Origin of the sequence: Oerskovia gallyi (assembly GCF_014836745.1) — a bacterium.
GTDB classification, from domain to species: Bacteria; Actinomycetota; Actinomycetes; order Actinomycetales; family Cellulomonadaceae; genus Oerskovia; species Oerskovia paurometabola.
On record NZ_JACSQE010000009.1, the window covers coordinates 116410 to 129806 of the forward strand.

Annotated in this window: 11 protein-coding genes; 4 read left to right on the forward strand and 7 right to left on the reverse strand. The window is 74.8% G+C overall.

The features are described from left to right. Window positions 1-20: 20 nt before the first annotated feature. The 4 genes from H9640_RS12400 to H9640_RS19685 are packed head-to-tail and all read left to right on the forward strand — an operon-like array spanning window position 21 to window position 5825. On the forward strand, window positions 21-2168 hold the full coding sequence (locus H9640_RS12400; protein WP_191791018.1) for a glycosyltransferase: 2148 nt from the start codon (window positions 21-23) through the stop codon (window positions 2166-2168). Then, on the forward strand, window positions 2165-3589 hold the full coding sequence (locus tag H9640_RS19680; protein WP_191791019.1) for an O-antigen ligase family protein: 1425 nt from the start codon (window positions 2165-2167) through the stop codon (window positions 3587-3589). The genes H9640_RS12400 and H9640_RS19680 overlap by 4 nt, the downstream gene beginning before the upstream one ends. After that, the gene (locus tag H9640_RS12410) at window positions 3586-4659 is read left to right on the forward strand and encodes a glycosyltransferase family 4 protein (RefSeq protein ID WP_191791020.1); all 1074 of its coding nucleotides are present in this window, start codon (window positions 3586-3588) and stop codon (window positions 4657-4659) included. The genes H9640_RS19680 and H9640_RS12410 overlap by 4 nt, the downstream gene beginning before the upstream one ends. Beyond that, window positions 4656-5825 carry a glycosyltransferase gene (locus H9640_RS19685; protein WP_318243763.1) on the forward strand — a complete coding sequence of 390 codons (1170 nt, stop codon included), beginning with the start codon at window positions 4656-4658 and terminating at the stop codon, window positions 5823-5825. Before H9640_RS12410 ends, H9640_RS19685 begins: the two co-directional genes overlap by 4 nt. Here H9640_RS19685 and H9640_RS12420 read toward each other — a convergent pair. The 7 genes from H9640_RS12420 to H9640_RS12450 all read right to left on the reverse strand — a co-directional run bounded on the left by H9640_RS12420 (window position 5785) and on the right by H9640_RS12450 (window position 13277). Then, the gene (locus H9640_RS12420; protein ID WP_191791021.1) at window positions 5785-6993 is read right to left on the reverse strand and encodes a glycosyltransferase; all 1209 of its coding nucleotides are present in this window, start codon (window positions 6991-6993) and stop codon (window positions 5785-5787) included. The genes H9640_RS19685 and H9640_RS12420 overlap by 41 nt on opposite strands. Then, window positions 6990-8828 (reverse strand): polysaccharide biosynthesis tyrosine autokinase, encoded by a 1839-nt coding sequence (locus H9640_RS12425; protein ID WP_191791022.1) that lies wholly within the window; start codon window positions 8826-8828, stop codon window positions 6990-6992. Before H9640_RS12425 ends, H9640_RS12420 begins: the two co-directional genes overlap by 4 nt. Continuing rightward, window positions 8825-10027, reverse strand: a complete 1203-nt coding sequence (locus H9640_RS12430; RefSeq protein ID WP_191791023.1) for a glycosyltransferase — start codon at window positions 10025-10027, stop codon at window positions 8825-8827. The genes H9640_RS12425 and H9640_RS12430 overlap by 4 nt, the downstream gene beginning before the upstream one ends. A 184-nt stretch (window positions 10028-10211) precedes the next feature. Continuing rightward, complete coding sequence (gene pth, locus H9640_RS12435; protein WP_138823097.1) at window positions 10212-10811, reverse strand: aminoacyl-tRNA hydrolase; 600 nt, start codon at window positions 10809-10811, stop codon at window positions 10212-10214. Between the two features lie 141 nt (window positions 10812-10952). After that, on the reverse strand, window positions 10953-11555 hold the full coding sequence (locus H9640_RS12440) for a 50S ribosomal protein L25/general stress protein Ctc (RefSeq protein WP_191791024.1): 603 nt from the start codon (window positions 11553-11555) through the stop codon (window positions 10953-10955). Between the two features lie 289 nt (window positions 11556-11844). Next, window positions 11845-12540, reverse strand: a complete 696-nt coding sequence (locus H9640_RS12445) for a GOLPH3/VPS74 family protein (RefSeq protein ID WP_191791025.1) — start codon at window positions 12538-12540, stop codon at window positions 11845-11847. Between the two features lie 62 nt (window positions 12541-12602). Then, complete coding sequence (locus H9640_RS12450; RefSeq protein ID WP_191791026.1) at window positions 12603-13277, reverse strand: SIMPL domain-containing protein; 675 nt, start codon at window positions 13275-13277, stop codon at window positions 12603-12605. Window positions 13278-13397 lie beyond the last annotated feature (120 nt).

Consider the following 13397-nt stretch of genomic DNA (forward strand, 5'->3'; position numbering starts at 1 on the left):
GCTGGTGGACAATCTCCCACATGAGGATCCTCCGCGTCTCGCACAGCGCCGTGGTCGACGCGTGGCGCGAGCGGGAGCGGGAGCTCCGGGCGGCCGGGCTCGACGTCGGGCTCCTGTCGGCGCGGGCGTGGGACGAGGGCGGCACGACGGTCCCGCTGACGCCCCGACCGGGCGAGCCCGTCGAGGGCGTCCGGACGTTCGGGTCGCACCCCGCGCTGTTCGTCTACGCCCCTGGCCCGCTCTGGCGCGCCCTGGGGCAGGAGTGGGACGTCCTCGACCTGCACGAGGAGCCGTTCGCGCTCGCGACGGCCGAGATCCTGGCGCTGCGACGGCTCCGAGCCCTCGTCCCGGCCTGGCGTCGTCGCCCGGCGCCGCCCTACGTCCTGTACTCGGCGCAGAACATCCCCAAGCGCTACCCCTGGCCGTTCCGCGCGTTCGAGGCCGCGGCCCTGCGTGGCGCGGCCGCGGTGTCGGTCTGCAACGAGGCCGCGGCGCGCATCGTCCGCGCCAAGGGCGCGCGCGGGGCGGTCGAGGTGGTCCCGCTGGGCGTGGACCTGTCGGTCTTCTCCCCGGGCGGGGCCGTCACCCCCGGCCCGTCGACCCTCCGGCCCGACGGCGTCGCGCCCGTCCCCGATCCGGGTCGCCCCGGGACGGGGCGGGCCGGGGGGCCGGTGCACGTGGGCTACGCGGGGCGTCTCGCCCCGCACAAGGGCGTGGACGTCCTGCTCGCCGCGGCCCGCGACGACGACCGCCTGCACGTGACGCTCGCGGGCGACGGCCCGTCGGCCCGTACGCTCCGCGACCGGGCACGGCCGCTGGGCGACCGGGTCCGGTTCGTCGGACCGCTCGCGGGCGACGACCTGGTCGCGTTCTACCGTTCGCTCGACGTCCTGGCCGTCCCGTCCCTCGACACCCCCGGCTGGATCGAGCAGTTCGGTCGGGTCGCGGTCGAGGCCATGGCGTGCGGCACGCCCGTGGTGGCGAGCGACTCGGGGGCCCTGCCCGACGTCGTGGGCGGCGCGGGCCTGCTCGTGCCCCCCGGTGACGCCGGGGCGCTGCGCGAGGCGCTCGTCCGGGTCGTCGACGAGCCCGGCCTGGCCGAGACGCTGCGCGGGCAGGGACTGACGCGCGCCGCGTCGTGCGCCTGGCCCGAGGTCGCCCGCCGCTACCTCGCCCTCTACGAGACCGCGGCGGCGCACCCCTCGCCCGCGTCCCCCGCCGGGACCCCGACCCGTGCGGGCGGCGAGCACACCCCGGGAACGGGTGCTCCGCCGTCGGGCAGCGGGCTGCTTCCGCCCGAGGTGGTCCTCGTCGCGTACGGCTCCCCCGACCTGGTGCGCGACGCGCTGGGACCGCTCGTCGGCAAGCTCCCCCTGACCGTCGTCGACAACTCGTCACTGCCGGAGATCCGCGAGGTCGCCGAGCTCGCGGGCGCCCGCTACCTCGACCCCGGGCGCAACGGCGGCTTCGCCGCGGGCGTCAACCACGCGCTGCGCCACCGCCAGACCCCCGGGTCGGACGTCCTCCTGCTCAACCCGGACGCCGTCGTGAGCCCCGAGGACGTCCTGACCCTCCAGACCCGGCTCCACGAGGCGCCGGACCTCGCGAGCGTCGGCCCGGCGCAGGTCGACGGCGACGGCGGGGCGGCGCGCGTCGTCTGGCCGTACCCGTCCCCGGCCGGTACCTGGATCGAGGCCGTCGGTCTCGGCTCGCTGCGCCGGACCCCGGCCGACCGGTCGTTCGTCATCGGGTCCGTGCTGATGCTGCGGGCCGACGCGCTCGAACAGGTCGGGCCGTTCGACGAGAGCTTCTTCCTGTACGCCGAGGAGACCGACTGGGCCTACCGGGCGACCCTCCTCGGCAGGCGACACCTGGCCGTACCCGAGGTCCAGGCGCTGCACCTCGGTGGTGCCACGAGCGGTGACCCGACCCGCCGCGAGACGCACTTCCACGCCTCCCAGGAGAGGTACCTGCGCAAGCACTTCGGCGCGACGGGCTGGCACGCAGCACGAGCCGGGGTCCTCGCCGGCTCGGCCGCACGAGCCGTCGCGCTCCGGGGCGCCGGTCGCGACCTGGCGCGGCTGCGGCTCCGGCTCTACGCCCGCGGCCCCCTCTCGGCCGAGGCGGCGATGCTCGCCCGCCCCGCGGCCCCGGACCCCACGACGTGATCCGCCGGTCCCTCGCCTGGGCCGCGGGATCTGTCGCGGTCGCCGTGGTCCTGGTCGGGATCGGCCTCCTGGTGCCCGAGTATACCGCGATCTCGGTCGCGGTCGCCGCGCTGGTCCTCGTCGTCGGGATGACGATCTACGAGCCGGCCGCCATGCCGATCCTCGCGATGCCCGCGATGGTGGTCGTCCAGCGGGTCGGCGGCGACGCCGTCAACCTGTCGCTGAGCGACTTCGCGCTCTTCGGGGCGTTCTGGTTCGCGCTCTTCTTCACGCAGCGGCCCCTCTCGCGCCCCATGCGCTCGCTCCTGTGGCTCTCGGCGTTCTACCAGGTCGCCACGCTCTTCACGGTCATCGCCAACCCGTACACCGCGAACACCGTCGAGTGGTTCCACGCCTGGCTCTCGGTCGGCGGCGCCCTGCTCGTCGGGTGGGCCGTGGGCCGGGCGGGACGCGCGCGGCTCGGGCTCACGCTGTTCATGATCCCGTGCCTGATCATCGCGGCCCTGACGTGCTTCACGGCACTGCAGCAGCTCGCCGCGGGCAACACCGGTCCCGTGTACCTGCAGATCCCGTTCCCGATGCACAAGAACTTCGTCGGGTGCGTCCTGGGGAGCGCGGCGCTGCTGGCCTACGCCCGGCCGTGGTGGGTGGGGTGGCCCAAGGCGTTCACCTACCCCGCGTTCTGGCTGTTCGGCCTCGCGGTCCTCGCGTCGCAGTCGCGCCAGGCCCTGATCGGCCTCGCGATCGGCGTCGTCCTCATCACCCTGCGCGCGGACCCGGACCGCAAGCGCTCCAAGCTCATCCTGCTCGCCGCGATCCCCGCCGTCTACTTCGTGTGGGCCGCCGTCCAGGAGCAGCTCGCGACCAACGACCAGTTCAACTCCGCCTACCAGCGGCTCACCTGGTACGAGCAGGCCATCGACGTCTGGGAGCGCAGCCCGTGGGTCGGGGTCGGGCTGCGCTGGTGGGTCGCGAACCGCACCGAGTACACCTTCCAGCCGCCCAACGCCGAGCTCGAGGTGCTCACGTCGGCCGGGATCGTCGGGCTCGTCGCGTTCCTCGTGCTCTTCTTCGGGTCGCTCGTCGTGCTGTGGCGCCTCAACCCGCGCTTCGGGACGCTCGCGTTCTCGGTGCTCCTCATGCGCTTCATCCAGGGACAGTTCGACCTCTTCTGGGTCTCGGTCCAGGTGTCCGTGCCGTTCCTCATCGTCGGTGTCTGCGTGGGCGCGGACGCCTACGCCGAGTCCCGGCGCGCCGCGCGCGAGGAGACCGGCGACACGCTGCCCGTCGACGACCTCCGGTCGGTCGAGGAGATGCTCGACGCCACGGGCCCCACGAAGCACCTGGTGCTCACCCCGGCCGTGATCCCCGCCCCCCAGCCCGAGCCGACGGGCCGCCACCGGAAGGACCCGACCACGTGAGAGTGCTTCACGTCGTGCACTCCGACGCCTTCGCGGGCGTCGAACGGCACGTCGCCCGACTGGCACGCGCGCAGGCCGCCCACGGGGACCAGGTCGTCGTGGTCGGCGGCGACGTGCCCCGCATGCGGGCCACCGTCGACGACCCGACCGTGCGGGTCCTGCCCGCAGGGTCCCTCGCGCAGGTCGTGCGCACGATCCGCACGACGGCGCGGGGGGCCGACGTCCTGCACGCTCACATGACGTCGGCCGAGATCGCGGCCTCGCTCGCGGGCGTGACGCTCCGGCGCATGCCGCCCGTCGTCGCCACGCGCCACTTCGCACGGACCCGGGGCAGCGGCCCGGCCGCCGGCCTGAGCGCTTCGGTCGCCCGCCGACCGGTGCGCGCGCAGATCTCCATCAGCCGGTACGTCGCCGACCACGTCGACGGCGACAGCGTCGTCGTCCACCCCGGGATCGACGACCGCCCCACCGCCCCGCCCGCGGCCGGGCGCGACCGCAGCGTCCTGCTCGTCCAGCGGCTCGAGCCGGAGAAGCGCACCGACCTGGGCGTGCTCGCCTTCGCGGCGTCACGCCTGCACCACGACGGCTGGCAGCTCCTCGTCGCGGGCGACGGGTCGCAGCGTGCCGCCCTCGAGACCCTCGTCGCCCGTGAGGGTCTCGCGGGGCACGTCCGGTTCCTCGGCGCCCGCTCCGACGTCGACGACCTCATGCAGCGCGCGGCGGTCCTCCTGGCACCCTGCCCGGTCGAGGGGCTCGGGCTCAGCGTCCTGGAAGCCATGTCCAACGCGCTGCCCGTCGTGGCGGCCGGGGCCGGTGGGCACCTGGAGACGCTCGCCGGGCTCGACCCGCTCGCCCTGTACCCGTCGACCGACGTCGACCGGGCGGGCGAGAACCTCGCGGCCCTGGCCCGGTCCGCGTCCCGGCGCGACGCGTTCGGCGAGGCCGCGCGCACGGTCCAGCGGACCCGTTTCACCCCCGAGGCCCAGGTCCAGGGGACGGCAGCGGTGTACCGCGGCGTCGTCCGCCCGGGGACCCGCCCGCACGACGAGCATCGGAGCCCCACGCCGTGAGCGACCTTCCCCCTGCCGTGCACGAGCTCGTGGTCGTCTCGCTCGAGTCCTGGGACCTCGTGTGGCGACGCAACCAGTACCTCGTGACCGAGCTCCTGCGGGCCGACCCGTCGCTCGTGGTCCTGTTCGTCGAACCTGCCGCGGACCCGCTGCACGAGGTCCGTCGTGGCTTCCGCCCCCGGGCCGGGCACGGGCTCCGGCGCGCGGACCCGGTCGAGGGGGTCGGACCCGACCAGCTGTGGCTCTACCAGCCCACCAAGATCCTGCCGCGCCGCGTCGACCCCCGGGTCGACGCCCGCCTCGCGTCGCTCGTGCGCCGGGCCGCACGCCGCGTCGGGCTCACGCGTCCCGTGCTGTGGGTCAACGACCCCGCGGCCGCGACCCTGGTCCGGGACACCGACTGGCCGTCGCTCTACGACGTGACCGACGACTGGGTCGCGGCCGACCGCCCGCCCGAGATCCGCCGTCGGCTCCTCGCGGACGAGGCGCTCCTGCTGCAGGCCTGCGAGGAGGTGACCGTGTGCTCGCCCCACCTCGCCCAGAGCAAGGGCGCCGAGAGGGCCGTCACGCTCCTCACCAACGGCGTCGACGTCGAGCGCTACCGGCAGCCCAGGGAACGCCCCGCGGACCTGCCCGACGGACCCGTGGCCCTCTACCTGGGCACCGTCCACCGCGACCGCTTCGACCTCGACCTGGTCGCCCGGACCGCCACGACCACGGCCGGGGCCGGCACGGTCGTGGTCGTCGGCCCCGTGCTCGACCTGACGAGCCAGGAGTACGACGACCTCACGGCGGCCGGCGTGCGGCTGCTCGGCGCACGCCCCTGGACCGAGGTCCCCGCCTACCTCCAGCACGCGACCGCGCTCCTCGTGCCCCACCTCGTCGACGACTTCACGGACAGCCTCGACCCGCTCAAGCTCTACGAATACCGGGCCGTGGGGCGACCGGTCGTCGCGACCCCGGTCGCCGGCTTCCGCGACGCCGACGACCCACGGGTCACGGTCGCCCCTCCCGCGGACTACCCGGAGGCCGTGCGCGCCGCGCTCACCGCGCCGGCAGCGACCGACACCCACCAGGACGACGACATCCCCACGTGGGAGGCGCAGGGCCGCGCGATGCGCGACGTCATCGAGCGGACCTGGCGGCTCGCCCCCACACCTCGCTGACGACCTCCGCGGTCCGCGTCGCCGCGAACCGGCGCCGCGCGATGCCGGCGGCGCGACGGGCCCTGTCCGCTGCGGACCCCGGGTCGACGAGCACTGCCGAGATCCCCCGGGCCAACGACTCGACGTCGCCCGGCTCGACGAGCTCGCCCAGCGGCGCGGGGTCCTCCGGCGACCCCGCGAGGATCTCCACGACGCCCCCCGCCCTGGTCGCGACGACCGGGACCTCACGGATCATCGCCTCGACCACGACCTGGCCGAACGGCTCCGGGACGGGAGACGCGTGCACGCACACGTCGAACCCGTCGAGCTCGGCCGACGGGTCCGCCGCGAAGCCCGTCCAGACGAAGCGCTCGGCGACACCGAGCCGCACCGCCTCGGCACGCACCTCCTCGGCGTAGTCCTCGGCGCCGAAGCTCGGCTCGCCCACGACCCGGAAGGTCACCTCGGGGTGCTCGTCGAGGACCTGGCGCGCGGCGCGCACGAGCTCGAGCTGCCCCTTCGTCGGGCTGATCCTGCCGACCATGCCCACGACCGGCGAGCGACCGTCCGCACGCGTCGGGCGCCCGTCCGTGCGCACCTGACCGGCCGCGAACCCCGGGTAGGCCACGGTCGAGCGGCCGGGCAGGGTCGAGGCCGTGGCCTGCGAGTTCACGACCACCTCCCGGGGAAACCGCGTCGAGGCCCAGCGGAAGACGCGCGCGACCCGCGCCGGGAGGTAGTCGTCGGCGATCCGGTCGTGGACGTGCCAGACGAGCGCGGCCCGCGCGGCCCGCGCCGGCACGACACCCAGCACGTCCGCCTTGAGCGAGGTCGTGTGGACGACGTCCGGCCGCAGCGCGCGAACCCGGCGCGAGAGCCGCCACGTGAACGGCACGAGCCGCGCCGCCGTGACGAGCTGGCCGAGGCCCGCGCACCCCACCGCGCTCCGCGACGTGGACGCCGTCCCCGGGTCGAGCGGCAGGACCTCGACGACAGCCCCCGCTGCCCGCAGCCGAGCGACCAGCGGGCCGTCGGAGAACAGCAGCACGCGCACGTCGACGTCCGGGCCCAGCACCTCGACGAGCCGGACGAGGGCCAGCTCGGCACCGCCGAGCTCGCCCGTGTGGTCGAGGACGAGGACCCGCACCGGTCGGCCGGGCGGCGATCCCCCCGCGCGCCGCGTCGTCACCAACGGAACGGCAGCTTGCGCCCTGTGCCGCTGCCGCCCTGCTCCGACTCGTCGTTCGTGCGGGCCGGGGCCGTGCGGGGACGTGCCTCGCCCTGCCCCCCGGGCACGGTCGTGATCTTGCCCCACTCCGGCGACAGCAGGGGGCCTTGGCGGCCTCCGGCGTCCCGCCGGGCCGCAGCGGTCGCCGCGGGCTCGGCGGCGGGACCGGCGACGACGGCCGCCGCCCGCTCACGGGCTGCGCGCCGCGGCTCGTCGACCTGCTCGACGCCCGGGGCTCCCCTGTCTGGTCGCTCGGCCGCGAGCGCGGGCGCCTGTGCGACCGCGTCGCCTCCCGTCGACCGGGTGGGGTGCCCGTCCTCCTGACGTTCCGGGTCGCCGTAGGTCGAGGCGTAGAGCATGCGCCGGTCGCTCTTGACTCCCGCGAGCGCGATGCCGACGAGGGGCACGTTGTTGATGCGCAGGCGCTCGGAGGCCTCGGCGAGCACTGCCCGGTCGGTCTTCCCCGCGGAGGCGATGAGCACCACGCCGGTCGCGTAGCGTCCGAGGATCGTCGCGTCCGCGGCCGCGAGCACGGGCGGGGCGTCGATCACGACCACCTCGGCGTCGTCGCTCAGGTCGGCGATGAGCTTTCCCGCGCGGGTCGTCGCGAGGAAGTCCGCCGGGTCCATCTCCTCCTCGGGGACGGGGAACACGCCCAGGTTGGGGATGCTGGTGGGGCGCAGAGTGTGCGGGTCGCCCGACCAGCCCTCGGGCGGCGGCAGGACCCGGTCGAGCTGAGGGCGGCGCAGGTCGCCCGAGACCGCGATCGTGCGGCGACCGCTCAGCGCGAACGAGGCCGCAAGGTTGGCCGCGATGAACGTGCGGGGCGCGTGCGGGTCCGCGGCCGTGACGACCACGACGACCCGGTCCGCCTCCGCGAGGGAGACCTGGACGGCCGTCCTGAGCTCACGGATCGACTCGGTGAAGGGGGTGGCGACCTTGCGCGAGACGGGCAGCGTGTGCGAGTGGCTGTAGTCACGGTCCGACGTGCGCACGCCGTAGAGCTCGGCCAGCACGGGCGTCTGCGCGAGGCGGGCAGCGTCGGCCGCACCACGCACCCGGACGTCGAGGCCGCGACGGGCGAAGGCCAGCCCGATGCCCGCGACGAGCCCGGCCAGGGCCGCGAGGGCCAGCACCGTGCTCCGTCCCAGGCCCAGCGCCTCGGCGCTCGTGGCGGGCGTCTCGACCTCAGCGGGGACGGTGATCGCCCGGAGGGTGTTCGCCTGGACCGTGAGCGAGGTGTAGTCGGTGACGATGGTCTCCTTCTCGGCGAGCGCGAGCGGGTCGTCCGAGGCCACCGAGAGGCGGGCCGTGACGCCCGCGAGCTGCTCGGCGAGCGACTGCCTCCTCGCGTCGAGCGCCGCCACCTGTGCGTCGCGCAGGACCGTGAGCTGGGCGACGTACGCGTCGGCGAACGCGTTCGCGACGTCCTGCGACTCCTGGGGGTCGAGGGTCTTCGCGCTGATGGCGATGAGGCTCTGGCTCTCGGTGGGGTAGTCGGCCGAGACCTGCGCGGCGAGCGCCGCGGGGTCGCCCGTGTAGCCGAGCGTGGTCGCGGCGGCCTCCACGACGGGGTCGGACGTGACGTCCCCCAGGTCGGTGTCGACCGTGACCTCGACGACCTGCTCCCCGCCCTGCGCCGACTGCACGCCGACGAGCCGTACGCTCGCGGTCGCCTTGTAGACGGTCTCCTGCTGGTTGAGGTAGACGAACGCCGCGGCCACGACCACGAGCACCGCCGCCAGCACGTAGTACTTGCCGGCCCATACCGTACGGACGAACTCCCGGACTGTCATGAGTTCCTCTCCCCTGAGGTGCTGGCACCGGCGTGCACGAGGCCTCGTTGCTCGTCGACCACCTCGCGCAGGCGCGCGACGAAGCGCGGGAGCGCGAAGGTCTCGACGTGCGAGGTCAGGACGTCATCCTCCCACGGGACGGCCGACGCGTCCTGGACTGCCCGCGCGACGAGATCGGGCTCGGGGGCGTCGAAGAAGGCACCCGTCACCCCCTCGACCACGGTGTCGAGATACCCGCCGTCCCGCAGGACGACGGAGGGCCGTCCGAAGGCACCGGCCTCGAGCGGCGACAGGCCGTAGTCCTCGTACGAGGCGGCGACGAGCATCGAGCAGCTCCGGTAGAGCCAGCGCAGCTCGGGGTCGTCGACCCGGCCCAGCAGCGTCGTCCCGCGGGTGCCCGACGACGTGCCCCACCTCCCGGAGACGGGGCGCCCGCGCGCGGCGAGGCCTTCGAGGCGCGCCCGGTCCGGTCCGTCGCCGACGATCACCAGGTGGCGTCCCGCGAGGCGGGCCGCCTCGACCAGCACGTCGACGTTCTTGTACGGCAGGAGCCGTGCGACGCACAGCAGGAAGCCGGGTTCGATCCCGGGGACCTCGCGCTCGGGGCCGGCGGGCAGCATCGCGGGGGGCGGCGGCAAGATCTCGGCCTCGATGCCGTAGGCCTCGCGGACCGCACGCTGGGTCACGGTCGAGTTGGCGAGGTAGACGTCGGCGCGCCCGGCGGCCCGCCGGTCCCAGCCGCGCAGCGCGGGGCTCAGCGCGGCGAGGGCGGCGGAGGCGACACCGCCCCGGAGGCGGTCGGTCCTGCTCGCGCCGTCCCTGCCGCCGAGGTAGCGGTCGCGCTGGTAGAGCCACCGGGCGGGCGCGTGGCAGTAGACGACCGTGCGACCCGCGCCGCGGTACCCGTGGGCCCAGCCCGTGGAGCTCGCGAGCAGGACGTCGGCGTCGACGCGCTGGGCCGAGACCGCGGGTGCGAGGAGGGGCAGCGCGAGCCGGTGGTGGCGGCGCAGCGCACCGACCCGGTCGAGCGCGGACGTCCGCAGGTCGAGCCGGGAGAACTCGGGGAACGTGCCCGCCTGATCGTAGAGGGTCGTGTACATCGGCGACCCGGGGAAGGCCTCGGCCAGCCACAGGGCCACCCGTTCGGCGCCCCCGCGTTGCGTCGCGTAGTCGTGCGCGAGCGCCACACCCTCGGTCATCGTGCCTCCGTCGTGGGGCAGGAGACGGCTGCCCGCCCAGGTTGGATATCGATCCAGCCTAGGGCGAGCGAACAGGCCAGAACGGACGAAGAGGACACGTCACCCGGGTGAAGTCCGCTCTCGCGGACCACGTCCGCCGGGCTGCGGCCGACCGGGCGTCGACCAGGTCACGGCGCCCCGGACGTCAGGCCTTGGTGTGGAACTTCCCCTGGGCCGCGAGGAGCCCCTCGGTGAGGACCATCTCGACGGCGTCCGCGGCGTCGTCGAGCAGGAACGGCAGCTCCTTGGCCTCCGCGCCCGAGAAGTTCTTGAGCACGTAGTCCGCGGTGTCCATGCGGCCCGGGGGGCGTCCGACGCCCGCGCGGACGCGCACGTAGTCACGGGTCCCGAGCGCCTTGGTGATGTCGCGCAGGCCGTTGTGACCGCCCTCGCCGCCACCGGACTTGAGCTTGATGTCCCCGAACGGGATGTCCACCTCGTCGTGGACGACGATCACGTGGTCGGGGTCGATCCCGAAGTACTGGGCGAGGCCCGCGACCGGTCCGCCCGACGTGTTCATGTACGTCGAGGGCTTGGCCAGGAGCACCCGCGGCCCGGGGGCCCCGCCCGGCAGCACGCCGAGACGCGCCTCGGCCACCGCGGCGCGCGCCTTGTGGGCGCTGAACGTCGCACCGGCACGACCGGCCAGGACGTCGAGCACCATGTGGCCGACGTTGTGACGGTTGCCCGCGTAGGTCGGTCCGGGATTCCCGAGCCCGACGACGAGCCACGGCTGGTCGGTCATGTCACCTGGTCCTTCATCGACGTCTGGGGGAACGTTCGAGGCGTCCGGCGCCGTACGGCACCGGACGCCTCGAACGTACGTGTCCTGCGATCCGCCGGCTCAGGTCCGCCGAGGCGGGTCCGAGCCGGGGGACGGTGAGGCTCAGGCCTCGGCGGGAGCCTCGTCGGCTGCCTCGGCGGCCTCGGCCTCTGCCTCGGCAGCGACCTCGCTGCGCGGCTCGGTGATCGCGACGACCGCGAGCTCGGCGTCGCCGTGGAACACGGAGCCCTTGGGCAGCGTGATCTCGCCGGCGCGGACGATGTGCCCGGCCTCGAGGCCCTCGATCGAGACCTCGACGGCCTCCGGCAGGTGCGTGGCCTCGGCCTCGAGGAGCAGCGTCTGCGACTCGACGACGTGGATCGTGCCGGGAGCGGACTCGCCGACGACGTGCACGTTGACCTCGACCTCGACCTTCTCGCCCTTCTTCACGATGAGGAGGTCGATGTGCTCGACGACGTCCTTGACCGGGTCGCGCTGGACGTCCTTGGCGATCGCGAGGACCGGCTTGCCGTCGAGCTCGATCGAGAAGAGGGCGTTGGCCTGCTTGAGGGCCAGCGTCGTCACGTGACCGGGGAGCGCGATGTGGACGGGGTCCGTGCCGTGCCCGTACAGGACGGCAGGAATCTGGGAAGCGCGGCGGATGCGGCGGGCGGCACCCTTGCCGAACTCGGTGCGGGCCTCTGCGACAAGCTTGATCTCGGACACGTGAACTCCTGAAGAACGGTTGCGGGCCGACCACCAGTGGGAAGCGATCGGCTGTCCGGCCGGCTGGTTGGCACCGGAGGACGGGGCGGCTGCGTCGGCGCGGGACACATGACGGGCGCACGAGGACGACCGCCCAGTCGATTACGGGGACCCATCAGGATCCTGCTGACCTTCCGGTGTCTCACCGGCCGTCAGACGTCCCTCGCCGAGGCAACCGAACTACTGTACCCGGGCGCGCCACGTCAAGGGAAACCCGCGAGTGTCGCGGCGCGCGGCTGGACGTGCACGGTCAGGACTGGGCGCCCGCGATGACCACGGTCGTCGTGAGCGCCGCGGTCGTGGCCGCCGTGATCTCCTCGACGTAGCGACGGGTGGCTCCCGCGGCCCAGCTCCCCTCGGCGAGCTCCTTCGCGCGGCGGTCGATCTCCCGACGGTCCGACGCGGTCAGCTCCGCGCCCGCGGCCATGACCCGGCCGGCCTGCTTCGTGGCCGCGAGGATCGCGACGAGCGCCCCCGTGCGCTCGTCGGGAGCGCCGCCGTCGCGCAGGACGTGGGCGAGGGTGCGCCGCACCTCGCCCTCGTGGCGCGAGTCCGCGGCGGGCCAGCGGGTCGTGGGGAAGATGCCCAGGATGCGGCCCTCCTCGCGGCGCAGCAGACCGCGCGCCACGAGGCCGTCGAGGGCGGCGTCCGCAGGCCTGGACCGCGACAGCACCTCGACCAGGCTCTTGGGCTTGGAGCCCTCCTTCGACTTGACCGTCGCGAGCGCGTCGTCGAGCAACGGGCTCCCGGTCGGCGACTGGTCGCGGACCACGACCCGCCCCGACCGCCATCCCGAGGCGTCCCCCGCGAGGTCGACGCGTCCCTTCAGCGCGAGCTCGACGAGCAGCGCACCGGCCGCCACCTGCTGGAGGTACGAGGCGTCACCGACGGGCCGGCCCGTGACGTCGTCCAGCACGAGCAGGAGGTAGTCCTCGATGATGAGCATGCATCCAACCTAGTGGGGCCACGTCGCCGACCGCCCTGAGAAATGTCACGATCCTGCGGCGATCAGTCCGCCCACGCCCACCGCACGGTCACGCTCGCGTCGACCTGCTCGCTCCCCGGGTCGACCGCCATCGCGTCGAAGGACCCGAACTTGGCGGACATCGCGCGGGGCATCGGCGCGAACCCGCCGCCCTGCTCGCTGACCTCGACGACGGGCCCGAGCGCGCGCCCCGCGAGCGCCGCGTACTGCTCGGCCCTCGCGCGGGCGTCCGCGAACGCCTCCTCGCGAGCCGCGACCGCGAGCGGCCCGGGCTCGCTCACCGCGAACCGCATCGAGTCGAGCCGGGCGACCGGGCCCGCCGCCCCGAGCGCGGCCCGCACGAGCTCCCCCGACGCCAGGACGTCCCGCACGGTGACCCGCAGCGTCAGGCGAGCCGTGACCGCGAGCGTCGTGGCGCCGTCGGGCTGCTGCGAGGACTGCGTCCAGGTGGACGTCTGTGCGGTGCGCAGGTCCTGCGCCGCCACGCCGCCCGCCAGCAGCGCCTCGCGCGCCGCGCGCACCCCCGCGTTCGCGGCGTCGAGGGCCACCTGGACGTCGGCGCCGGACGCCTCGGCGCCGAGCTCGACCACCACGACGTCGGGCACGGCGGACGCGGCCCCCCGCCCCGTGGTGGTGACCCCGGCGAGCGGGTCGAGGGCGGGCTGGGTCGGCTGGGTCGGCTGGGTCGGCTGGGTCACAGCTGACATGCTGCCAGCCCGACGCCGCCGCCGCCCAGGCACAGCGCGCCCCCGAGCGACGGGCCTCCGCCGCGAGCGACCCCGCGCAGGGCCCGGGAACGGCGCCCGCCCCCCCCCCCC